This window comes from Paenibacillus sp. JT22N15 (assembly GCF_059383755.1).
This window is the reverse complement of the sequence record NZ_JBXENV010000006.1, coordinates 400,505-422,798: the sequence shown is the minus strand read 5'-3', so window position 1 is coordinate 422,798 and position 22,294 is coordinate 400,505. Positions and strand designations below refer to the sequence as shown.

At 50.5% G+C, this 22,294-nt stretch carries 20 protein-coding genes and 1 pseudogene; 5 read left to right on the top strand and 16 right to left on the bottom strand.

From position 1 onward, the window contains the following. The first annotated feature begins 315 nt into the window (after positions 1-315). Positions 316-474, top strand: coding sequence for a hypothetical protein (locus tag AC50X8_RS14610; protein ID WP_494880195.1), 159 nt, complete (start codon positions 316-318; stop codon positions 472-474). 550 nt (positions 475-1,024) lie between these two features. Here the strand turns inward: AC50X8_RS14610 and AC50X8_RS14605 are convergent. The 8 genes from AC50X8_RS14605 to AC50X8_RS14570 all read right to left on the bottom strand — a co-directional run bounded on the left by AC50X8_RS14605 (position 1,025) and on the right by AC50X8_RS14570 (position 8,140). Beyond that, the gene (locus tag AC50X8_RS14605; protein WP_494880194.1) at positions 1,025-3,043 is read right to left on the bottom strand and encodes a methyl-accepting chemotaxis protein; all 2,019 of its coding nucleotides are present in this window, start codon (positions 3,041-3,043) and stop codon (positions 1,025-1,027) included. Positions 3,044-3,164: 121 nt separating this feature from the next. Beyond that, complete coding sequence (locus AC50X8_RS14600; protein WP_494880193.1) at positions 3,165-3,386, bottom strand: hypothetical protein; 222 nt, start codon at positions 3,384-3,386, stop codon at positions 3,165-3,167. 110 nt (positions 3,387-3,496) lie between these two features. Beyond that, positions 3,497-3,886: a (2Fe-2S) ferredoxin domain-containing protein gene (locus tag AC50X8_RS14595; protein ID WP_494880192.1), complete on the bottom strand. Its 390-nt coding sequence runs from the start codon at positions 3,884-3,886 to the stop codon at positions 3,497-3,499. Between the two features lie 19 nt (positions 3,887-3,905). Further along, positions 3,906-4,055: a 50S ribosomal protein L33 gene (gene rpmG, locus AC50X8_RS14590; RefSeq protein WP_074905075.1), complete on the bottom strand. Its 150-nt coding sequence runs from the start codon at positions 4,053-4,055 to the stop codon at positions 3,906-3,908. 45 nt (positions 4,056-4,100) lie between these two features. Then, the gene (locus tag AC50X8_RS14585; protein WP_494880191.1) at positions 4,101-5,336 is read right to left on the bottom strand and encodes a GTP-binding protein; all 1,236 of its coding nucleotides are present in this window, start codon (positions 5,334-5,336) and stop codon (positions 4,101-4,103) included. A gap of 89 nt (positions 5,337-5,425) precedes the next feature. Then, positions 5,426-6,538, bottom strand: a complete 1,113-nt coding sequence (locus AC50X8_RS14580; RefSeq protein ID WP_494880190.1) for a metal ABC transporter substrate-binding protein — start codon at positions 6,536-6,538, stop codon at positions 5,426-5,428. Next, complete coding sequence (locus AC50X8_RS14575) at positions 6,522-7,487, bottom strand: metal ABC transporter permease (RefSeq protein WP_081419141.1); 966 nt, start codon at positions 7,485-7,487, stop codon at positions 6,522-6,524. The genes AC50X8_RS14580 and AC50X8_RS14575 overlap by 17 nt, the downstream gene beginning before the upstream one ends. Further along, entirely contained in the window at positions 7,424-8,140 is a 717-nt protein-coding gene (locus AC50X8_RS14570) for a metal ABC transporter ATP-binding protein (protein WP_494880189.1), read from the bottom strand. The genes AC50X8_RS14575 and AC50X8_RS14570 overlap by 64 nt, the downstream gene beginning before the upstream one ends. Positions 8,141-8,527: 387 nt before the next feature. Between AC50X8_RS14570 and AC50X8_RS14565 the strand changes: the two genes are divergently transcribed. Together AC50X8_RS14565 and AC50X8_RS14560 are read left to right on the top strand one after the other, a co-directional pair. Beyond that, complete coding sequence (locus AC50X8_RS14565) at positions 8,528-9,049, top strand: MogA/MoaB family molybdenum cofactor biosynthesis protein (protein ID WP_056043023.1); 522 nt, start codon at positions 8,528-8,530, stop codon at positions 9,047-9,049. A 51-nt stretch (positions 9,050-9,100) separates the two neighbouring features. Continuing rightward, the gene (locus AC50X8_RS14560; protein WP_056042817.1) at positions 9,101-9,301 is read left to right on the top strand and encodes a hypothetical protein; all 201 of its coding nucleotides are present in this window, start codon (positions 9,101-9,103) and stop codon (positions 9,299-9,301) included. 200 nt (positions 9,302-9,501) lie between these two features. Here the strand turns inward: AC50X8_RS14560 and AC50X8_RS14555 are convergent, their stop codons facing one another. Together AC50X8_RS14555 and AC50X8_RS14550 are read right to left on the bottom strand one after the other, a co-directional pair. Continuing rightward, a complete protein-coding gene (locus tag AC50X8_RS14555) occupies positions 9,502-9,630 on the bottom strand; it encodes a hypothetical protein (RefSeq protein ID WP_494880188.1) in 129 nt (42 codons plus the stop codon). 25 nt (positions 9,631-9,655) lie between these two features. Continuing rightward, positions 9,656-9,976 (bottom strand): annotated as a pseudogene (locus tag AC50X8_RS14550) (beta-xylosidase); the annotation flags it as partial. Between the two features lie 217 nt (positions 9,977-10,193). Between AC50X8_RS14550 and AC50X8_RS14545 the strand changes: the two are divergent. Beyond that, complete coding sequence (locus AC50X8_RS14545; RefSeq protein ID WP_494880187.1) at positions 10,194-11,129, top strand: MraY family glycosyltransferase; 936 nt, start codon at positions 10,194-10,196, stop codon at positions 11,127-11,129. Between the two features lie 69 nt (positions 11,130-11,198). On the opposite strand, the gene AC50X8_RS14540 is transcribed toward AC50X8_RS14545, so the two are convergent. From AC50X8_RS14540 to AC50X8_RS14520, 5 genes are all read right to left on the bottom strand, one after another. Further along, the gene (locus AC50X8_RS14540) at positions 11,199-12,512 is read right to left on the bottom strand and encodes an S-layer homology domain-containing protein (RefSeq protein WP_494880222.1); all 1,314 of its coding nucleotides are present in this window, start codon (positions 12,510-12,512) and stop codon (positions 11,199-11,201) included. A gap of 88 nt (positions 12,513-12,600) precedes the next feature. After that, on the bottom strand, positions 12,601-13,239 hold the full coding sequence (locus tag AC50X8_RS14535) for a GNAT family N-acetyltransferase (RefSeq protein WP_494880186.1): 639 nt from the start codon (positions 13,237-13,239) through the stop codon (positions 12,601-12,603). Positions 13,240-13,516: 277 nt separating this feature from the next. Then, positions 13,517-17,482 carry a S8 family serine peptidase gene (locus AC50X8_RS14530; RefSeq protein ID WP_494880185.1) on the bottom strand — a complete coding sequence of 1,322 codons (3,966 nt, stop codon included), beginning with the start codon at positions 17,480-17,482 and terminating at the stop codon, positions 13,517-13,519. A 399-nt stretch (positions 17,483-17,881) separates the two neighbouring features. Then, positions 17,882-18,964 carry an LLM class flavin-dependent oxidoreductase gene (locus AC50X8_RS14525; protein ID WP_494880184.1) on the bottom strand — a complete coding sequence of 361 codons (1,083 nt, stop codon included), beginning with the start codon at positions 18,962-18,964 and terminating at the stop codon, positions 17,882-17,884. Between the two features lie 6 nt (positions 18,965-18,970). Continuing rightward, positions 18,971-19,831 carry a VOC family protein gene (locus AC50X8_RS14520; protein WP_494859336.1) on the bottom strand — a complete coding sequence of 287 codons (861 nt, stop codon included), beginning with the start codon at positions 19,829-19,831 and terminating at the stop codon, positions 18,971-18,973. A gap of 201 nt (positions 19,832-20,032) precedes the next feature. On the opposite strand from AC50X8_RS14520, the gene AC50X8_RS14515 reads away from it, so the two are divergent. Further along, on the top strand, positions 20,033-20,569 hold the full coding sequence (locus AC50X8_RS14515; protein WP_056042834.1) for a helix-turn-helix domain-containing protein: 537 nt from the start codon (positions 20,033-20,035) through the stop codon (positions 20,567-20,569). 102 nt (positions 20,570-20,671) lie between these two features. On the opposite strand, the gene AC50X8_RS14510 is transcribed toward AC50X8_RS14515, so the two are convergent. Continuing rightward, positions 20,672-22,243 carry an ABC transporter substrate-binding protein gene (locus tag AC50X8_RS14510; RefSeq protein ID WP_494859333.1) on the bottom strand — a complete coding sequence of 524 codons (1,572 nt, stop codon included), beginning with the start codon at positions 22,241-22,243 and terminating at the stop codon, positions 20,672-20,674. Positions 22,244-22,294: the final 51 nt, after the last annotated feature.

Here is a 22,294-nt window from a genome sequence, read left to right as displayed (position 1 = left end):
GTGGCATGGACTTGTGGGGAACGATTGGGGTGAGCTATAGCGTCGCTAGTATCAGCGGTATCGGCGGTGGATTTCATGCTGAATTAGGGGTTGTATTGTTTTCTGCCATCCCTTACGATGAGAGAAAATAATGTAAAAGAAGTATGTAAGGGAAATATGCAAAAGACTGGTGCGAATGTGAAGCTCCCATGAAATCCCTGGGGGATTCGCACCTCGAAACTTGTCGAAAACGACTTATTTTCATGAGAACGGGCAAAAGTCAATTTTTGTTTTAGACTTGTTTGGCATTACTTTTTTTGAAAATGTGCTGGATGAATGCCTGCTTGGCATCATTCATGGGGATTTTCGCTGTCGCACTCCGTATGGGGTGCGTGGATTGAAACTGCTGCTGGTGCTGCATCGGCTGATGATGTGGCAACGTCGCACTCCGTATGGGGTGCGTGGATTGAAACCCCGCTGTTGCTGCTCATGTGACAGCATACGCACGGTCGCACTCCGTATGGGGTGCGTGGATTGAAACAGACGAAAATCCTTTCATATTAACATTTGAAAAAGTCGCACTCCGTATGGGGTGCGTGGATTGAAGCTGCTTGACCGCACCTATTTTTTTCTTCCGCAAACAGTCGCACTTAAATAGATTTGGTGGACACAGCAGCAGCTATTTCGACAGAATCACAGGTTATGGCACAAGCTGCGGACTCAGGAGATGCTAATGTGCTGCAAATGATCATTTTGACGGGATAATGAGGGCAATAGCGGCTTTCCAGTCCGCTTAAGGTCTAAATTCAGTTTAAAAGCCAAAATAGCGGAATCTCAGTCCTTGAAAAAAGAGTGAGTAGCCTGAGCCGCGTACTCTTAGCAAAATCGCAGGCCATTAGAGCTCTAAAGTTATACCATTCTACTTGCAACATCAACAAAAACCGTTCCTTTCGTTAATGGCAGACTCTGCTTGCCCTTAACGATGAAACGGTTTTTGTCGTTTTACCTATTATCTTTTACCTCTCACCTTTTACCGATCAACCTTCTAAAGCTTAAATTTATCGATTTGCGTCCGCAGCTTCTCCGCCATGTTGGCGAGCTCCGCTGAGGAGGAAGCGACTTCCTCCATCGATGCCATTTGCTGCTGCGCTGCAGCCGAGACATTTTGAGATTCAGCAGCGGTTTCGCTGGCGGAATCGGCAATGTGACGAATAGCGTCCACTAGGCTTCCTGTGCCAGAGACAATTTCGTCCGCCGCTGCCGAAACGCTTCGGATGCTGCCAGCAACCTGCTCTACGGATGAGCGAATATGCGTAAACAGCTCGCTTGCCGATTCGCCTGCTTGTCTGCCCTGAGCAGCTTGCTCTACGGTCTGATCAGACGCGAGAAGCGTCCGCTTAATCTCAAGTTGAATGCTGCCAATAAAGCCGGAAATTTGCTCCGCCGATGCCATCGACTGTCCTGCAAGCTTCCGAATTTCATCGGCAACGACGGCAAAACCTCGCCCAGCTTCGCCAGAGCGCGATGCTTCAATTGCCGCATTCAAGGAGAGAATATTCGTCTGGCGAGCGATGTTGCTAATGCTTCCTACAACCTCGCCAATTTTGTCCGACAAGCCACTAAGGTCTTGAATCGTACCGGACAGCTCGCGAATGCCGAGCTCCATCTCGTCCATTTTTCCACCGAGCTTAATCATAGCGGCTGACCCATCTGTTGCAAGAGTGGACGTCTCAGAAGCAATGACTGATACGTCTGAGCTATGTGCAGCAACGCCGTTAATTTGCACAGCAATATTTTCAGCTGCATCGCTGCCATCTTGTACGCTGGACGTTTGCCGCTCCGAGCTTTCGGCCACAACCATAATAGCCTCCGAAATGCTCTGCGCTGCATGCGCCCCTTGATCGGCGCCTGCCGCAAGCTGCTTCGCTGATTCCGTCAATTGCTCGGATAAGCCTGCAACGCCTTTCATTAATTGGTGCATTTGATCGCCTGCTGCATTAAAGGAATGTAGAGCAACGCTAATATCGTTTTTGCCTTTGGCCGGAATGCGATGCGTGAGATCCCCTTGTGCCAGCAAATCAATTCCGTGAGTCAACTGGCGGATAGGATGTACAATTCGGAGCGCTATCAAAATGCTAAGCAGCAGCGCGCCCAAAATAATGAATTGCCCTACGATAATAATGAGCTTCAGCAAATCATTAACCGGTTTTAAAAACTCGCTTTCATGCACATAGGTGACAACGATCCAATTGAGATCTGTTTTGGTTAAATAGGAAAGCTGGTCGACCCCTGATTCATGGAAATGAATGGCCTTGTAATTGCCCTGAACCGCATCAGCGAATGCTTCATCCAGTACAGGGTTGTTCAAATCGGCAATCTTATTGTTTAAAATAAAGGACTCATCCGGAAAATAAATAAAGGTTCCATCCGCAGTCGTCATAAGAGCTCTTCCCGTCTCGCCTTGCTCAAAGCGGGCGATGCTCTCAACCGCCTCACTGATTGGATATGCTGCTGAATAGAAGCCCACAGGCTTGCCATCCTTCATTAACGGAGCACCAATCGCAACGACAAGCTGGTTGTCTACTTTAGAAATAATCGGGTCAGAGACGAAAGCGCGTCCTGCCTGTACCTCCTTTATATAGGCGCGTTCAGATAAGTCATATTCCTTGCCGTTCAAGTCTATTGCAAGCTTGCCTGTCATATCAGCCGAATACATAATCGTTGAAAATTCAGGATGCAGCTTCTGTGACTCGATGATATAGTCAAGCTGCTTTTGCTTGTCGTCTCCAAGCTCCGCTCCATGCTCCGCAAGCATTTTAATAATGGTCTGCTTCTCTTTCATTCTGCTGTCAACTTCCTTTGCCAGCAGCCGCGTATTCAACTCCATTTGCTTCTCTGACTGGCTCCTGACCTCACTTGAGGTGGGGGCATAGAACGTATAGGACAGGACCGATACACAGACAACGACTATGAGCAGTGTAGACAGCACGATCCGCCCCGCTGTTTGACGAAGGGAACAGAACCTAAGTAAAGCACGAATAAAACGTGAATTTTTGAAAGCCATAAGCTATCCCCTTTTTTAAAAAATGATTATTGTGTAGTAGTTATATCGGAATAGGAATGAGACTTTTTAACCAATGTGACACTTTTTCGACAATTTTCTATTCACTTGTTTTATTGCAGCCTTAGCTAATCCCTTGATTATGATAATAAAATTTCATCCCTTGAGGTTGTAAGCCCTGAGCATCTTGCGCAGCAGTTGGCGACGTTGGTTTAAAAAAAGGCAAAATACAGAAGAGCCGCACCTTAATGGGGCGGCCCTTCTGTATTTCGTTTATTACAACGGCTTTATTGCTCGGATCTCCTCTTCCGTCAATCCAAATGAGCTTTCTTTTTTTCAGCATCATATTTATTAAATTGTTGCATCTCAACATTAAAACCAAGAGGAAGAGCTCTATAGAGCCCCTCCTCTTGGTCAAAAATAAAACGATAGATCTAGCGTAAAAAAAATTCGATGCTATGCTCTTTCCACTCTCTTCACTACCGGCTTGCTGATGCCTTCCGCCGCACTGCCCGTCGCTGCGAAGCTATCCGCTTCGTAGTTATACGAGATTCGCTCCGGCAGCGGCATCCGATTGCCGTCTAGCAGTCCGCGAACGAGCTCGCGGCCAAGCTCTGGCGTCATGCCGTTATACCAGTTGCCGTCGGGATAGACGACCACATTGCAAGCATCCTCGCATCTGCCGTTGCACATCGTCTTCGTCGTATGGACGAAAGAATCCGCTTCGCGCCTCGCAAGCTCCTCACGGATGGCGAGCGTTACCTCTTCAGCGCCGCTGCGTTTACAGCTGCCTCCGTTGCATAGAAGCAGATGATGGCGCGTCTGCGTCAGGTTCCAAGTTGCCATCCTCTTGAAGCCTCCTTTCCTACCTCGTTTCCCGGTGCACAGTTACCCGCTTGAGGCGAGGACTGTATTTGCGCATCTCCAGCCGCTCCGGGGTCGTACGTTTATTTTTGGAGGTCGTGTAGTTGCGGTCACCCGTCTCCGTGCATGCCAACGTTACAGTAACTCTCATTAGGCTCACCTCCTTTTATAACATATTATTGAACGGCCTGTCTCCTTAATTTATTGCGCAAGCCTCCTGCTGCGACTGCGGAAACGGATCAATAAGGCTGTCCCAATCCTGCTTCATCTCTTCCTTCGTCAGCAAGCATTGGTCAAGCGTTGCTTCAATCTCGGCACGCTGCAAATCGATTCCGATAAACACAACCTTATTGATTCGGTCGCCATACATCGGATGCCAGCTGTCCGCCAGCTCAGGCTCCGACTCAAGCAGCAGGTGCTGCTCTGACTCAGGAAGCGCAGCCACCCACAGTCCAGCAGGGCCAAATTGAATCGATGGCCCCGCCTGGCTAATGCTCTGCGCCTGCAAGCTGCGGGTTGCCAGCCACATAATGCCTTTGGCCCGGATAATGTCCGAAGGCCACTCCTCCATCCAATGCATCAAGCGCCCCGGATGAAAAGGCTTCGCCCGCACATAAACGAATGAGCCAATCCCGTATTCTTCCGTTTCTGGCGTATGTACTGGGGCATTCAGCTCCCGCATCCAGCCAGCCGATACGCTGGCTTCTTCAAAGTTGAATCTGCCGGTATTCAAAATTTCCGCGGGATCGACCTTGCCCTGCTCGGTGCGAATCAGCTTGGCACGCGGCTGAAGTGTACGAAGCACACCTTCCAGCTCGTCCAAATCCTCCTCGCTCACCAGATCGCATTTATTTAGCAGCAGCACATCGCAAAATTCAATTTGGTCGATCAGCAGATCAACGACCTCCCGGTGGTCTTCCTCATGCGCCCCTTGGCTGCGTTCAAGCAGCGTCTCGCCAGAGGCATAATCATGCCAGAAGCGGTATGCATCAACGACCGTCACCATGCAGTCCAAGCGGCAAAATTGCGACAGGTCAATGCCCTGCTCCTCATCAATATAGGTGAACGTTTGGGCAACGGGAACCGGCTCGCCCACACCCGTCGATTCAATCAAAATATAATCAAAGCGCTCCTGCTTCGCCAGCCGCTCCACCTCGCGCAGCAAATCCTCGCGCAGCGTGCAGCAGATGCAGCCATTCGACATTTCCACCAGCTGCTCATCGGTGCGGGACAGCCCGCCTTCTTTTTGAACCAAAGCCGCATCAATATTGACCTCGCTTAGATCATTGACGATGACCGCCACCCGAAGGCCATCGCGATTGTTCAGCACATGATTGAGAATCGTCGTTTTTCCTGCTCCTAAATAACCGCTTAGCACCGTCACGGGAATTTTAAAGCCTGCTTGCTTCTCCACTACTGCTTCCTTGTCCATTCGTTTTCACGCTTCCCTTCATATATAGCTTGTAAATAGCTTGGTCTAAACGCTAGATGACCTGTCTCTTGCTATGGCTTAAAACTGCCTTATTCGTTCAAAGCGAGCTTGAGTGCTTCCAGGTTATTTTTCATTACACCAATATAATCGAGCCCGTCTGCCGCTTCTTCCTCTGTCAGCCCTTCAAGTGGATTAAGTACAGCTGTCTTGGCGCCGATTTCGCTCGCAATCGTGCTGGCGATTTTTGGATCAACCAACGTTTCGAAAAAAATCGTCTTTATTTGCTGCTCCTTCGCCAGCTTCACAATTTCCGCCATTTGCTCCGGGGATGGCTCCTGGTCAGGAGAAAGGCCGGAAATCGGCACCTGCGTCAAGCCGTATTCACGCGCCAAATAGCCAAAAGCCGCATGCTGGGTAACGAACTCCGTACGCTTCACTCCTGCAAGCCCTGTTTTATAAGCCTCATCCAGCTCTTGGAGCTTGGTAATATAAGCATCAGCATTCGCTTTGTAGTTGTCGGCATGGGCGGGATCTGCTTTCGCGAACGCCTCTTGAATCGCCGCTACTTCTGCTTGTGCCAGCTTCGGACTCAGCCATACATGCGGATCGAGGCTATGCTCATGAGCGTGATCATGCCCCTCCTCCCCATGGGCAGCTTCCTCATGCTCGGCAGCATGGTCATGATCATGTTCCGCATCCGCATCACTCGCAGCACCGTGCGCCTCTTCTCCATGCGAATGCTCATCTTCCCCGCCCTCTGCTAGTTCAATGCTGCTGCTCGCCTCCACGACGATGCGCTTCTCATTGGCGGCGCTGTCCAGCGCCTGTTCCGCCCAGCCTTCTACAATGCCGTTATATACGAATACATCTGCCTCTTTCAGCACCGCCATGTCCTTGGCACTTGGCTCCCAGTCATGCGGCTCCGTGCCGGCCGGAATAAGCGCTGTTACATCGGCATATTCGCCGCCCACCTGCTTGCTGAATTCATACATGGGATAAAAGGTAGTTACGACTTGCAGCTTCTTCGCTTCCTTCTCCCCCGCAGTTGGCGAAACGCTTGGCTCTGATGAAGCAGCACCTCCGTTATCTGCCTGCGCCCCAACTGTATTCACCCCATTCGTGCTTCCTGCCGCGCCGCATCCCGACAACAGCAGCATCGCTGCCATTAATAACAAAGAAATTTTACTAAACATAACTTTCATTTTCTGTACCTCCATGTGTGTGAGTAGCTGGTGCATCCAGCTTGTTGCTCTTCATACGGGGAAAAGCGTCCTGCTTCGCCACTTGCACTTGCCCCGTTTGATGATGGTTGATGATGGTGCGATTTTGCCGATTGCCCAGCTTGCCGGCGATGACGGATACCTTCTTCAATACAATGCCAAGGATCAGCAGCGCCAGCAAAAATAGGGCGATCGTTCCGCCTGGCGGCGTTCCCAGCTCATAAGAGGCGGTCAGTCCGGTAAAAACGCCCGCCACGCCGGCCAGCATCGCAATCATGAGCGCTGCCGCAAAGCTGCGGGCAAGACGAACCGCCAGCGCCGCAGGCAGCACGATCAGCGCCGATACGAGCAGCACGCCTACAATCGGCATAGCCGCAGCGACAATCATGCCCGTCACCATGCTGAACAGCATGGAGATGAGCCGGACGGGAATGCCATTCGTTTGTGCCGTTTCCTCGTCGAAAGCCATCTGATACAACGGTCTGCGCAGCAAAATAAAAAAGATCGCGCCTACTGCCGCCGCACCGAGCATGAGCATAAGCTCGGCTTCGTTCACCGCGACGACGGAGCCGAATAAATACGAGGAGAAGCTTTTGTTCATTCCCTTATTCAGCCCCATCAGTACAACGGCACTCGACAAGCCGCCAATCATAATAATGGCAATCGACATTTCGCTGTAGGCGCGGTAGGAGCGCCGAATATATTCAACCGCTATCGCTCCTGCTACAGCAGCAGCAAACCCGGCATAGGAAGGATTCCAGCCCAGGTAGGCACCCGCGGCAACGCCGGCTAATGATACATGCGAAAGCATATCCGCCATCAGCGCCTGCCGTCTCAGCATTAAATGTACGCCCAGCACAGAGGCGACTAAAGCGATGATGCCTCCGGCGCAAAATGCCCGCTGCATGAAGTCGTAGTGCAGCATTTCCATCCTCCCTCCCCCTTTCGTTCCAGCTCAATTATTCGGTCCAAATAAGGCCGGACCTCTTCGAGTCCATGGGTCACCATCACAACCGTCCGTCCATGAGCCTGCACATGATGATACATTAACTCGTAAAAACCTCTACGGCTCGCTTCATCCATGCCGGTTGTCGGCTCATCCATAACGAGCAGATCAGGCTGCTGGGCCAGCGCTCTGGCAATACACACCCGCTGCTTCTGTCCGCCTGAGAGCTCGCCGATTTTGCAGCCGTGCTGCTCCCACATGCCGACCTGGCGCAGCGCCTCCTCGGCACGAGCCCGCTCCTGCGGCCGCAGCCGCCGCAGCCAAGCTCCGCTCTCATATGCGCCTGACCTGACGAACTCCAGCACCGTGCTGGGAAAGCCGCTGTTAAACGCCGCAATCTGCTGCGGCACATAGCCGATCACGAGCTTCTTGCCGCTCGCACTCTGCTTCGCCAAGTAAACCTCCCCGCTCCATGGCTTCAGCAAGCCCAGCGCCAGCTTAAGCAGCGTCGTCTTCGAGGCGCCGTTAGGCCCGGTTACCGCTATAAATTCGCCGGCATGAATCGCCATATCGGCTTCATTCAGACTCGGTACGCTGCCGTAGCCGAATACGACCTTTTTTAAAGTAGCAATCTGCACGCGGTCTCTCTCCTTCTGCTCCAACGTTATTTTTTAAAAATATAAGAATTTATAAGTTTCACCCGCGAAACGGCAGCTTTGCCGCCTGGGGATGGAGACAGCCGTTTATGACTAATCGTAATTATTACGATATTATCTTGAAAAATAAATCGCCAGCAGCGACTTGTTATCCGTTATCACCTTGTTTAATAGTAATTATTACGCTTAATGAGTATAGCAAGCAGATTTTCATTCGTCAACTGCCTATTTTGGGCTAGCCCCCATCGCCTTATACGGAGGAATATCCGAGGCATGCGCTGGCATACAGGCCAGATCCAGTATACAATAAAAGTCATTATTCAAATATTTTCCGGCATAGCTTGCCAAGAAAGGATGTTTACATTTCCGATGAGTACATCCGTTGAACAACATCGCGAGGAAGCACCTTCGACCGTCAATTGCATGGTCATTACCGTATCTGACACACGTACGCCTTCTACCGATAAAAGCGGCACGCTGCTTATAGAGCTGCTCAAGGCAGGCGGCTATCAAACGACGCGCTACGCCATCGTCAAGGATGAATACAGCGAAATCCAGTCCGCGCTGCGCAGCGGAGCTTCGGACCCGGCAGTTGAGGCGATTTTGCTCAATGGCGGGACGGGCATTGCCAAGCGCGATACGACCTATGAGGCTGTAAAAGATTTGCTGGACAAGGAGATGCATGGGTTTGGCGAGATTTTTCGCTATTTGAGCTTTGCTGAAGATATCGGCACGGCGGCAATTTTAAGCAGGGCGATTGCTGGCGTCTACGAGGATACAGCGATTTTCTCTATGCCCGGCTCCAGCGGCGCAGTCCGGCTCGCGGCCGAACGCATTATCGTTCCTGAACTCGGTCATGTGATGCGGGAAATTTATAAGGATATTCGCTAACGGCTTTAAATAAATTGCAGCAAGGTATTATTAAATAGGAGATTGCAAACGATGATAGAAGTATTTGAATTGCGAGATAAGATGGCGTTTTTTGATGAGGCTGTTCAGATGTACTGGGATCAATGGGGTAGCGAGAGCAACTTTAAGTTTTATCAGGATTGCATGCTTCATTCATGTAAATCCGATTGTGACCTTCCACGATTTTATATTGCGCTGCAAAATGATTCCATTGTCGGTACATCTCTCTACTGATTTGGAAGGCTATTATGAAAAATATGATTGGACGTATCTCACCAAGGGCTACCTCTTTAATGGAGAAGCTGCAAAAATATATGAAGCCACTGTCCATCCATAAAAACAAGAGAAAGAGGGGGCGGCCTCTCTTTCTACTCTTTCTCGCGCCTCTTTTTTCAGGCTCTATTCAGCCTCTCACCTTTCCATCTTTCTATATTTTAAGAATAGTTCGTTCGTTTGAATGTCGCGTCGTTTTTGGCAGTCGTTGTTGTGAGCGCGCTCAAGACATCCAGCCGCAGCACGAAGTTATAATGGCGAACGTAATAGCCGCGAATAATCGCTGCCATTTTCGTAATGCATCCAAAGCACCTATTTGCCTGTTGCGGCGTTATAGATGACCTTCGGGCGCTCAATTTTGCTCGTATTCAGCTCCGTTGCCGAGGTTTTAGTCAGCACACTGCTGCGGAAGGTCCAATTTTTGAGATCGCTTGACGTATACACGTTAACGGCATCGAAGGTTCCGCTCGTTGCATGCTCGCCATACCAATAGTAGGTAGAACCGACTTTTAAAATGTTGCCGCTGTTCGCAAGGATCGGATTGCCTGCGGTGTCTTTCCAATCCGTCCCGTTCATAATGCTGACGCTTGCAGCGTTGGCACGGCCCGCCGGAATCGCTCCGGCAGCAATCAACATTTATGTAAGCGATTTCAATTGAACAATCCGGCGAAGGGTGAACGATTTGGACGACGGCCGAAAAGGGACAGAAAATGAGTACTTTATCAGAAATTTGCTATTCAAACTCGTTTATTGTAACATTTTATTAGTTTGAGAGATTGCTAGTTTTGCTGCCCATTATTTATATTTATACATTCAGGAGATGATCTAGATTAGTTACGCTGCTGCATTTGCAATGTCTTTCCTTATTGTGCTGCTGCTTATTCCTCCGCTTCGCAAGCTCGCTTTCCGCATCGATTTTGTGGACAAGCCTCGCAAGGATGTCGAACGCAAAATACATAAAGAGCCGATTCCACTCACGGCGAGCTATGCTATTTTTGTCGGCTTCATGGCAACGTATTTGGTGTTTGTAGATGAAATTACAATGAAAACAGTAGCTATTATTATAAGCTCGATTTTGCTGCTCATTATTGGCACGATTGACGATTGGTACAAGACGCATGGCAAGGATTTTCCGTCTCTGCCGAAAATGCTCGTTCAAGTGTCAGCCGCCGCAATCGTATTTTTCGCCGGGGTATCGTTCGAGGGCTTCTATAATCCGCTTAGCGGGGAATTCGTCAACCTGCCTTATGCTTTGCAGTTCGTGCTGACGATTTTATGGATCTTCGGCGTAACGACCGTTATTAACTTCTCGGATGGCATGGATGGCTTGGCGGGCGGCCTTTCAACAATTTCAGCTGTGACGCTGTTTATTGTGGCCCTCACCAAGGGACAAAGCGATTCCGCGATGCTGGCTATTATTTTGATCGGAGCTGCGATTGCGTACTTGCGTTACAACAAGCCTCCGGCGAAAATATTTATGGGCGACGCTGGCGCGACGTTTCTCGGCTTCATGCTCGGGGTTATTGCCCTCGATGGCGCCTTCAAGCAGGCGACCGTGCTGTCGATATTCATTCCGATTTTAGCGCTCGGCGTACCGATCTTCGATAACATCTTCGTCGTAATCAAGCGCATGATTCAGGGCAAGCCGATCTATCAGGCAGATGCGACACAGGTCCATTACCGTCTGCTGCATTCCGGCCTCAAACCTACGCAAGTATTGTCGTTTCTGTTCCTGATTAGCGTATGCTTCTCGCTATTTTCGATTATTTTGCTTATGATTCCGGTATAGCGCGTGTTATACAAAATCCCCCTGCCGCGTGGCAGGGGGATTTTTCATGGCTGCGTCGTATAGTGGCTGTTAATTCAAGCGCTGCATCACGCGGTGCAGCAGCACGCTGACTTCTGCACGGATCGCATGCTCGCCCGGAGCAAAAAGCTTGTCCGTCCGCCCTTGCAGCAGCTCCTGCCCGTACAAATACGCAATATCCTGCTCTGCCCAGTGGCCGCTAATATCGCTAAACGGATGCCCGGCGGACGAGGCTGCTCCCGGCGCACCTGCTGGCTTGGCCTCGTTTGTCGGCGAGGCTTCCGCAGTAGCTGCTTCCCCCGTTGCAGGCTTTGCAGCTGCTGCGGAAGCAGCGGCCTCCGCCGCGCCGAGCGCCTTAAGCTGCCGCGACAGCACCGCAGCAATTTCCGCCCGCGTAATCGGCTGGTTCGGCAGAAAAGCGCTGCCTTGCGGCCGCTCTACCCCTTGCAGCAGGCCACTTGCCGCAGCCGTCTCCACATAGTCGTATGACCAATCGCTTTTGCCCACATCGGTAAAAGCAGGGATGGACTGCTGCTTCATATCCAGCTCAAATGCCAGCACAGCAGCCTTAGCGAATTCTGCCCGCGTCATTAGGCGTCCCGGCTCAAAATCGCCAGCGGCCGTACCTTGCATCACCTGCTCCAGCGCCAGCTCCCCGACAGCTGCGGAAGCCCATTTCAGCTTCGCAACCGCTTCATAATCCTTGAATTGCTTAAGGCGCTGCTCCACGGTCAATTGGGCGGCAGCTTTCGAAGGCGCTTGTCCAACGATTTTCGCCGCACCTTCCTTTGCGGGTCCGGCGCCAATGCTGACAACTGGCTCATTCACGCTATGCTGGATATTCAGCCCCGGATTATCCGGCAAAATAATAATCGACTTCGCCAAGCTGAAGCTCGCTGCTCCATCCTTCACCGCTTTGAAGGTCACACTGCCCAGCTTGCCATAGCCTGAAAATAATGCCGGGCCGCGCTGGGCCGTCGCCTCGGCAATCTGAATCAGACCTGCTGCTGCATCAAGCTTGTTCAGCAGCTGCATGGGGCTCGCCGCAGCTGCAAATACTGCAGGCCGCAGCAGCGCCCCCGCCCCTTTTTCAACTACAGGCGCTATCCGCTCCGTATCGTATTTCATATGTACCTCATAGCCTTGGACACCACCGTAGCTCCCCTTAAACCCTTGCAGCCATACGGCGACCTCGAACTCCTCGCCAGCCTTCACCTGGTCCGCGGATGGGACAATGCGAATTTGCGGCAGCTTGCCTGCCTCCACCTTCTCGGCTCCCGCGGCTGCAACCGTACCAAGCCCCAGCCATGCAGCGGCCAGCAGGCTAGCCCCCATCAATAACAACCATTTTGAATGCAGACTCACTCTCAAATCCCATCTCTCCTGTCCTCAGCTTCTTACGCCATATCCATCGCTTGCCTAGTGAGCAAATATAATTTAAAAGGCGGTTTTCTTAAAGGTTATTACTATTATGCGGAAGTGGTCTGAAAGTTGTTAGGTTGCCTGCCCAATCTTTTTTATCAAGTTTATAATAGTTATATTTTTCGTTATCAATCTCGATCATACTCTGAAAGTTGAAACCACATTTATCTATTACTCTATTCGACGGAACATTGTCTAATAGAGCAATAGCACTAAGCACCTCAACATTCGTATTCTCGAATAAATAATTAGTCATTCCTTGTGAGGCTTGGGGTGTATAACCTTTACCTCTATGATCTTTTGAAATTGCATACATGATTTCTCGGTTTGGCGGTGGCAATTCTTCTTTCATTCCTGAACAACACCAACCGATAAATTCTCCTGTCTCTTTCAAAATAATTCCTAATCGAAGACGGAGATCACCAATATCTTCACCTTTCGATACCGTATTGAAAAACTGTTTGTTCTCTGGAATTTCATAGTTAATAAACCAATCTTTCCGTTGCTCTTTAGATACGTTCCAGCCTGGCAAATACTCATGTATTTCAGGTTGCCAGGTGAGTGAATGAAAATGATCTAAATCAGTAGCCAAGAATTCTCTTAGAATCACATCCTTGCAGTCAATCGTAAAAGCGTTTTCCTCTGGAACGAAACGAATATTAGTGTCCATGATAATTCTCCCTCTATAAACTGTACTAATGTCTATAATAACTCTCTAAGAGAATCTATTGCGAGGGTAAAATCACTATAATTGTTTTTTATTTAGCTACCATATTTCAGAAAACAGCCTATTAAAAAAGAGAATGCTCAGATTCAACCATACCTATGTGGCATCCTGAAAATAAGGAGGGGAGCCGATCGCGCTCCCCTTCCATTTTTTCACGACTGTTTCATGATCAGCCACTTGTCTCTTGTTTCTTGTTTCTTGTCCTTTTACCTCTTGCCGCTTACAGCTTGAAGTTGCCTAAAACGAAGGAAATATCGAGCAGATCAACCGCGTTATCCCGGTTAATGTCCGCAGCGCTTGCTTGCGCATTTGCCCAGCTTGAGCTCCGCGACTTGCCGAACTGCTTGGCAACAAGCTGGAGATCGGCCAGATCGATTTTGCCGTCGCCATTCACGTCGCCCGCCAGAAGCGGTCCGACATTAAGCGTCGTATCCTCGCCTGCCACCGTCACCGAAGCAGCCGAAGCCACATGGCCTGGCGCTACTACGCGCACCGTATAAGTCCCCGCTGGGACAAGCAGCGTATAGCTTCCATCCGCCTTCACTTCACCAACAGCTGCAACCTCTTTGCTTGCTGTAATGGCCTCTACCACAACTTTATGCACGCCATCCGCACCCTGGTACCAAGTCTCGCTGTAATTCACACCGCTGCCGAAAGCTTCCGCTGTTATTCTGCCTGTAATCCGATGCTCCGGCTCTGTAGGACCCGCAGTCACCGTAACAGACACGTCACTCACGCTGCTGTAGGAAATTTCTTGCGTATCGCTGTTCAATGCCCGTACATTGGACAATTTAAAATCCCGTTTTCCGGTGCTGCCACTGGAGAAATGGAACGTTGCCAGCGTCCCGGAGCCACTGTAGCCGCTATGATCTCCGGTCAAGGATACGACATAATCGCTCCTTGCAGTGCCGTTGCCGAGATCGACAATCGTCTCATCTACGATAAGCGATCCGCCAGGATTCGCCTGCTGCTGGTAGGTCGACAATGCAACGCTCGGCTCCACTGAGCCTTTCACCAGCGAGCTGTCATACGTCAAGCTGAATTGCGCCGCATATAAGTCCTTAACATGAGCAAAATTCACATCAATGTCAAAGGTTTCTCCTGTCCGTACGCTGGACTTTGAAGCAACAGCCGCTAATGTGGCAGGCTGCTGAGCCGTGCTCTCATAACGGACAACAAAGGCTGGCTCAATGACGCCATTATCGGCGGCATCATACACATACACATCAAACGTATTGCTTCCTTGGACAATCGGCACCGGAATCTCAAAACGCCCGTCTGCTGCAATCGTCGCATCATACTGCTGCAAATCGCCTTTTGCATCCTCAGCCATCGCAGCAGCGCCAACTGCCGAATAATCGCCGAACAAAGTAATGAGGCGGTCGCTAATAATTCGCCCGCTAATCACGCCTTCACTGCCCGTAACGGCAATCGGCGGATCAGAGAGCTCCGCAACCGGAGCCTGCACATCCACGATAAATTCGGCAAGCTGGTCCAGCAAATAATCTTCGTTCCCAAGACCAACCCAAGGCACGACGACATATTGTCCTTCCCCAAGCTGCTGAGGGCCAAGTGCCGTCAATATTTCCCCGTCCCAGCCTTCAACGATGTAGCTGCCCGGGCTAATGCCTTGCGCGCTTTCCACAATGACGCCCTTCCAGGACAAATTGCTTCCCGAAACCGCATAAACATCTAGTGAAAAATACGGCAGTGTGGCATTTACGCGGAACTTAAGGTCGGTCGTATCCGCTGCGCCATCACCATTTGGCGAAAAGAGGAACGGTTCAAGCGTAATTTCCGATACTTTTGCCGGAAGCTCCACGTCGCCCACATAGACAGCGAGTGGAAGCTGTATCGTCTGTCCTGCACCTTGAATGACGACCTCGCCCTCGTAACGGCCAGCTGCTGCTGCTTCAGCTACATGCAGCGCTACATCGAAGGAAGCAGTACCTCCTGCCGCCACCGCAAACTGTTCTTCGCTAACACTCAGCTCACCCGCTGCCTCGCCATACCATATCGACGATACCGCATACGAGCTACCTGCTCCGGAAATATCCTTCACTTGAATGGTTTTTGCCGACTCATTCCCGGCGGCCAGCGCCCCGAAAGACAAGCTGCCCGTCAAATAGGATGTAGCGGCTGATCCTGCTACCGCAACCGTCGTTTCTTCCACGAGCGCTATCGCTTTGGCATTGGAAATTTGCTCCAAGTCAATCCGTCCTGCCCCTTGATCCATATGCGAATAACGCTCGCCGCTGCGATCTGCCAGCTTCTTCGCATTGTTCATCAGCAGTCCTTTTACCTCAAACGGAGTAAGCCCCCGCTTCTTTTGAAGCAGCAGCGCCGCAGCGCCTGCAATATGCGGACTTGCCATGCTCGTGCCTTGCTTATTTTCATAAGCATCCGAATAATCGCCGCCATACGCAGGTATGGATGAACGAATGGCTACACCTGGCGCCGTTATATCCGGCTTAATGGCCAGACCCGGCAGCGATGGGCCGCGCGAGCTGAAATCTCCCATCATATCCTGCTCTACTACTGTGCTGAAGTCGATCATGTAAGCACTGGCTCCAGCCGCCGCCGCGTCAGCCTTCGCTTTGAGCGCAAGTCCATCCTCCTGCGAGATGCTAAGCGTTGGGACATAATCGACTCCAGCATTGAGCGTTCCGCTAAATTCGCCTGTCGCATTGTTATAAATAATGACAGCCGCAGCTCCGGCATTTAAGGCATTCAGCGCCTTTTCGCCAAAAGTAATGGAGCCCCGTGAAATGAGGGCAGCTTTCCCCGTCACATCTTTGCCAATGAAATCTGCCGCTGTTCCAAAGCCGGCATATACAAGCTCCAGTGCACTATTTTCCAAATTTCCAAGCTCGGGAGAATAGGCCATGTACGCACCATAAACACGGCCTGCACCAGCTCCTGTCAGCACTGGCACTGATAATGGCGGTGAAGATGCACCGACGGAAATCGCCAGCTCTGCAGTAGCTGGAACACCAACCGTATACGGCTCTGGTCCATCATTGCCGTTCGCCGCAACTGCCACGACGCCCGCCAGCATCACATTATTCAGCGCAACGGCGCTAGCCTCGAACTGGTCATTAAAGTCATCGCCCAGCGAAAGGTTAATGACATCCATACCATCAGTAACCGATCGTTCCATGGCGGCAATGACGTTTTCGGTCGAACCTCTGCCTTTTGGCCCCAGTACGCGGTAAGCATAAATATCTGCACCGTATGCGACGCCTTTTACCCAGCCGCTTTCGCTATCCGGGTTTCCCGGATCGCCGCGCCCTGCCACGGTACCAGCCACATGTGTGCCGTGGGAGGTTGCCACTTCGGCATCATTCGGATCGGGAAGCGTCTCGTACGGATCATTGTCATTGTCGACAAAATCATAGCCGCCCTTATAAGCATCCTTCAAGCTTGGATGGAGATAGTCAATGCCGCTGTCGATCACACCAACCTTAATGCCTTCCCCCGTTAGGCCGCTGTCCCAATAAGTAGGGGCACCGATAAATGGAGCACTTTCGTCCATTTTCGCCTCTACGCTTGGCAGCGGGTCTATAATGATTTCCGTATTCGGGTAGATTGCCTTCACGCCAGGCAGCGCCAGCAGCTTGTCCACCTGATTGGCCGGAACCTGTACCGCGTAGCCATTGAAAATTTGCTGATACTGGCGCCCGAGCTTCACATTCATCTTCCTCGCAGCAGCAGCAAAGCTCGATTGCTCCTGCTTCACAATCGTCTGATAGTTGGCAATAGACTTAGCCTGCCCTTGCTGTGCCTTGACGCCCTGTACGGCAATGGGATCAGAAACCAGCTCAACAATGACGCTGATCGTCTGGCCACTGTCCGAATGCGGCACATAATTTTTGAGCAATGGCGTTGTTCCATCTGCTGCAGAACCCGTGGTTTCGGAGCCACTCGCCGCTTCCAGCTTGAAGCGCTGCTCGCCCTGAGCGCCAAGCAAGCCTGCCGACTCCTTCTTGCCAGCTGAATCTATTTGCTGATAGGCCGATTTTGGCAGCTTCAGCTGCTGTGACAAAATGGAAGACTTAATGCTTTGCGGCGCTGCTTCCGCCCCCATAGCTCCCGCGGGGAACAATAAGGTGAGCAAAAGCGCCATAACGATTAAAATAGATAATGGCTTATTCCGACTTGTTTTGCGTTTAAACCATTGCTGCATGAAATCCCTCCTATTTTTCTTTGCCCTCTACTAAACTGCTAGCCGATCCTCCTTTCTATCTCATATCACAAATTTCCTTTTAATCCATAAATATGTATTTCTAAGTTCGCTAAAATCTATTGTAAAGGATCGTTTACGAGAAAATTGTAGAATCGTCTGATTATTGAAAATATTTTGGAGCATACAAGGTGAAACGGCTGTCGCCGTCCTTTGGCGGCGCGGCGCGTTACATTCCGAGAAATATAAGCCGATTATAAGTGTGAAACTTATAATCGGCTTATATTTAAAAAAAATCTGGCAAACGCTATAAAGCAGCGTCTGCCAGATTGTCTATGAATCTATGAATGGCATACCGTTAAGCGCCAGCTTTCGGCAAAATCAGCACGGATGCGGTTCAAACTATGATTTCGTTTTTGTCGCTGCACGCACCATAGGTGCGACCTTCCCGGCTAAAAGCTCGATGCTTTCGGCAACTTTGGCATAAGGAATGCCGCCAATATCGAGCTGGGCAATAAAACGCTGATGCCCGAACAGCTCATGCTGGCAAATAATCTTCTCAGCTATTTCCTCAGGGCTGCCGACGAACAAGGCCTGATCCGGCGCCGTCATATCGGCGAATTCCTCCTTCGTAATCCGGAAATCGCTGCCGCGCTGGCGGTTCATATGCGACCAATAATTCGTGTAATAGGGGAAATATTCCGCACGCGCCTGCTGGCTATCCTTCGCGATATAACTGTGGCCAGTGACGCCAACCTTCAAGCTCGCTGCATCAAAGCCCGACGCGATTCCCGTTTCGCGATAAAGATCGACGAGCGGCTTGAACCTGTCCGGCGAACCGCCAAGAATCGCCATGATCATGCCGAGGCCAAACTCCCCTGCGCGCACGGCGCTCTGCGGCGATCCGCCAACGCCAACCCATACCGGAATTTGCGGCTGAATTGGACGCGGGGCAATCGCAGCGGCCCGAAGGGCAGGGCGATGCTTGCCATTCCAGGTTACCGTATCCTGGCGGCTTAGCTCGCCGAACAGCTCCAGATTTTCGCTAAACAGCTCATCATAATCGCTCAATTCATAGCCAAACAGCGGGAACGATTCGACGAAAGCTCCGCGTCCTGCAATAATTTCCGCGCGTCCATCAGATAATAAATCAAGCGTCGCATAATCCTCAAACAAGCGCACCGGATCAACCGTACTTAGCACGGTAGTCGCACTCGTCAGCCTGATGCGCTTCGTTTCCCGGGCAATAGCTGCCAGCATAACCGGCGTTGCCGAAACGACAAAATCATGGCGATGATGCTCGCCCAAGCCGAAAATGTCGAGGCCTCCCTCATCCGCCAGCTTTGCCGCAGCAATAATGTCCTGAATCCGCTGCTTCGCACTTATCGTGTCCGATGTATGAGGATCAGGCAATATATCGCCTAGTGTATAAATGCCAATTTCAATAGCGGCCTGTTCCGGTTGACCATCCGTTTGCTTCTCCATCTCCACTTACCCACCAATCGTCAGCAAACTGGATATGCCAGAAGGATCTGTGACCATCCAGCCATCTGCCTGCTTGCGGAATTGTATTTGCTTTTGCCCCAGTCTGGCCAGCACTTCGTCCATCGCTGCTTGATCAGGAAGCACAACCGTGTAGTAGTCCAGACCTGCTGCATTCGCTGGAGCCGCCGGAACACCGACGCCTGCCCATGTATTCAGGCCTAGATGATGATGATAACCGCCCGCCGAAATGAACAATGCGGAGCCGCCCATATTGAAAATAATATCAAAGCCTAATGTGTCGCAATAAAACTGCTGGGCTTGCGGCAGATGGCTTACATGCAAATGCACATGCCCGATGACCGTGTCCTCGGGCAGTCCGTTCCATACTTTGCCTTCAGAAGCATCCAGAAGCCCTTTAATGTCAACGGGATCAGTCGCCATCTTATAGCCGCCGCCCTCCAGCTTCTCCCATTGCTCACGCGGGCGATCGCGGTAAATCTCAATGCCATTGTTGTCTGGATCATTGAAATATAAAGCTTCGCTAACCAAATGGTCGCCCTGTCCGACGGCTACATTATGGTTTGCCAAATTCCGCAAAGCAAGCCCTAGCGCTTCGCGGCTCGGCAATAAAATTGCAAAATGATACAGTCCCGCAGCTGCACGCTCCGGCAAAACAACCGCACCCTGCTGCTCCTGCAGTATGAGCAGCGGACGCTTGCCATCAGCCGTCAGCTGCACTTCGTTTCCGCTGCGTGAAAGCTCCTTAAAACCAACAACCGCTTTATAAAAAAGGAGCGAGCGCTCCATATTACTTACTTTAAGCTTCACATATCCAATATGTGCAGCCGGATGAATGGAAATAGTCATTGTCCATCGCCTCTTTATCTGATATATTTGTTATAAGAATATATGTTTTATATGAGAAATATTATCATGCTCATGGTGGCAAGTCAATAAAACATTTGCTACTATGGATGAAGCTTAATGCCACATTCACAAATCAGCCTACAAAGCCATCACAGCCTAACGACATCGGTTAAGAGGCAAACTAGGTTTCAGGAGGTACTCATGGATATTGGCAATACAATTCGCACAATTCGCAAGAAGAAGCAGCTCTCCATCCAGCAGATTGCGGAGGCTACTGGACTATCGCAAGGCTTCCTGAGCCAAGTCGAAAATAATAAAACATCGCCATCTATTTCTACGCTGGATCACATTGCGGGTGCGCTGAACGTTCCGCTCGCCTTCCTGCTGCTCAAGAAGGACGAGCGAATGCAGATATTGCGCAAGGATGAGCGTCGGCACACCTTGTATGGCGGCGGAAAGATGAAGGTAGAGCAGCTCAGCGAGCGCGGCTCTGTCAAAATGATGCTCGTCGAGCTTGAGCCCGGCGCATCGACGGCAGAGGCGCACGCCCATGCGGGCGAGGAAATCCACTTCCTCCTCTCCGGCACGATCTATGTAGAGCAGGGAGACGAATCGGCGACCATCTACGCAGGCGATTCCTTTAGCTGGAAAGCCTGCATGCCCCACTATGCGAAAAATATTGGCGAGGATACAGCCATTGTGCTCATTTCCATCAATAACGATACGCAATTGGTTTAGCCCATCCTATTCAAATTGCTCTGCTGAAAAAGCAAAAACCCGCAGCTGGAGCATCTGTTGCCAGATGTCCTGCCTGCGGGCAGCTTATTGCATGAGCTGCTATTATTTTTTGGCTGCTAGAAAAGCATCGATTTGGCTTTGCACTTCTGCAATAATTTTATCAATGCCGGCCGCTTTCACCTGCTTGTTCAAATCCTCGAGGCCTTTATCTACATCCTTGATCGCGCCGTATTCCAGCGGAATCGCAAAGCGGAGCATCACATTGCCGACGTTAGCGACTTCCGTCTTCACCTTGCTGTTGTCAAAGACGAACGTTTCGAGCGGATAGTGGTAAACCTTTCCTTCCCAATCGTTCGTAAGCGCAGTTGCTTCCTCTGGGAAGGATGCGTTGTCACGGTTAAGCGGCGAATTGAAGCCCCAGCTGGAGAAGCCTGTGAAGTTCACGCTTTTATCGGTCGTATCGTATTTATCGTCGCCAACTGCTGTGAAATGTACGCCTGGGATACCGTATTGCACCAAGTCATGAAGCTCTCTGTCATTTTGCATCAAGTCGACGAACATCAGCGAACGCTCCGGATTTTTGGACGTTGCATGGATAGAAACGCCGTTTTGCGTCGATACGGCATTCGATTTCTTCGTATTCGGCGTAATGTCGGCAAGCGCAAGCTCATAAGGCGATTTTTCCATGCGCATCAATGCCATGAGTGAGCCGAGCGTTCCCATATTATGCGTAATGGACGCTGTTTTGCCTTCCTTGAAATCCTGCTGATGATCATTTTTATTATTCAATACGTTTTTCGACCAGGCATTATTGTCGGCAAGATCTTTGTAATAATACAGCAAATCCTTGAATTCCTGTGTTTCATAGACGTTAAACACTTTGCCCGCTTCATCCGTCAGCTTAAAGCCGATCGGCAGGTCGAAATCGAGCATGTTCCAGTCATTTTGCTGCTTGAGCAGGATGCGGTCTAAATTATGCAGCTTCCAGTCGCCGGTTTCCGGTGTGAATGGCGTAACGCCTTTCTCATTTTGAGCGACCGCTTTCAAATAGTTAGCATAGGCTTCCGGGCTGTCGATAGCAGGAAGGTTGTATTTTTTACGCAGGTCCTCCCGGTACAAAATCAGCTTCTCTACCGATTCGCCTCTGTTTTGCGGAACCATGTACAGCTTGCCGTTTACTTTCGCCTGATCCCAGCCAACCTTGTCCATCGCTTTCCACGTTTCTGGCATATATTTGGACAGCATATCGTCGGTCAGCTCCAGAAAACCGCCTTTGAGTGCCTGATCGTTATAGCCCGCCCAGTTCGCAGAATAGATAAGGTCAAAATCTTCATTCGCCGCCAGCTTCAGCGGATATTTTTGCGCCCAATCGGACCAATCCAAAAACTCGGCATCGACGGTCGCATTGATTTTTTCCTTGAGCTTTTTATTAATTTCTGCGAATACGGCATCATAATCAACCGGCTTCGGGCCGACAAACACCATTTTCAGCTTGACCTCTTTGGAAATATCTAAGCCGTCCTTTGTAGGCGACTGCGTTGCGGAAGAATTAGTACCTGATGCTGGCGCTGTGCTCGCTTCTGTTCCTGTATTGCCACCGTTGCCGCATGCACCAAGAACCATGGCTAAAGTTAAGGCTACCGCCGGTATAACGACTTTTTTCTTCTTTTGCATATTGAATTTCCCCCTTAAATGTAACTGTTGATATGCCCATCTATCTTGATA

Excerpts from the sequence above, each read along its gene's own strand:
- AC50X8_RS14605 (WP_494880194.1), bottom strand. The coding sequence starts at position 3,043 with ATGGCTTTCAAAAATTCACGTTTTATTCGTGCTTTACTTAGGTTCTGT.
- AC50X8_RS14580 (WP_494880190.1), bottom strand. The coding sequence starts at position 6,538 with ATGAAAGTTATGTTTAGTAAAATTTCTTTGTTATTAATGGCAGCGATG.
- rpmG (WP_074905075.1), bottom strand. The coding sequence starts at position 4,055 with ATGAGAGTTACTGTAACGTTGGCATGCACGGAGACGGGTGACCGCAAC.
- AC50X8_RS14595 (WP_494880192.1), bottom strand. The coding sequence starts at position 3,886 with ATGGCAACTTGGAACCTGACGCAGACGCGCCATCATCTGCTTCTATGC.
- AC50X8_RS14510 (WP_494859333.1), bottom strand. The coding sequence starts at position 22,243 with ATGCAAAAGAAGAAAAAAGTCGTTATACCGGCGGTAGCCTTAACTTTA.
- AC50X8_RS14515 (WP_056042834.1), top strand. The coding sequence starts at position 20,033 with ATGGATATTGGCAATACAATTCGCACAATTCGCAAGAAGAAGCAGCTC.
- AC50X8_RS14555 (WP_494880188.1), bottom strand. The coding sequence starts at position 9,630 with ATGGCAGCGATTATTCGCGGCTATTACGTTCGCCATTATAACTTCGTG.
- AC50X8_RS14565 (WP_056043023.1), top strand. The coding sequence starts at position 8,528 with ATGAGTACATCCGTTGAACAACATCGCGAGGAAGCACCTTCGACCGTC.
- AC50X8_RS14525 (WP_494880184.1), bottom strand. The coding sequence starts at position 18,964 with ATGGAGAAGCAAACGGATGGTCAACCGGAACAGGCCGCTATTGAAATT.
- AC50X8_RS14575 (WP_081419141.1), bottom strand. The coding sequence starts at position 7,487 with ATGGAAATGCTGCACTACGACTTCATGCAGCGGGCATTTTGCGCCGGA.
- AC50X8_RS14535 (WP_494880186.1), bottom strand. The coding sequence starts at position 13,239 with ATGGACACTAATATTCGTTTCGTTCCAGAGGAAAACGCTTTTACGATT.
- AC50X8_RS14560 (WP_056042817.1), top strand. The coding sequence starts at position 9,101 with ATGATAGAAGTATTTGAATTGCGAGATAAGATGGCGTTTTTTGATGAG.
- AC50X8_RS14530 (WP_494880185.1), bottom strand. The coding sequence starts at position 17,482 with ATGCAGCAATGGTTTAAACGCAAAACAAGTCGGAATAAGCCATTATCT.
- AC50X8_RS14600 (WP_494880193.1), bottom strand. The coding sequence starts at position 3,386 with ATGATGCTGAAAAAAAGAAAGCTCATTTGGATTGACGGAAGAGGAGAT.
- AC50X8_RS14520 (WP_494859336.1), bottom strand. The coding sequence starts at position 19,831 with ATGACTATTTCCATTCATCCGGCTGCACATATTGGATATGTGAAGCTT.
- AC50X8_RS14610 (WP_494880195.1), top strand. The coding sequence starts at position 316 with ATGCCTGCTTGGCATCATTCATGGGGATTTTCGCTGTCGCACTCCGTA.
- AC50X8_RS14545 (WP_494880187.1), top strand. The coding sequence starts at position 10,194 with ATGTCTTTCCTTATTGTGCTGCTGCTTATTCCTCCGCTTCGCAAGCTC.
- AC50X8_RS14585 (WP_494880191.1), bottom strand. The coding sequence starts at position 5,336 with ATGGACAAGGAAGCAGTAGTGGAGAAGCAAGCAGGCTTTAAAATTCCC.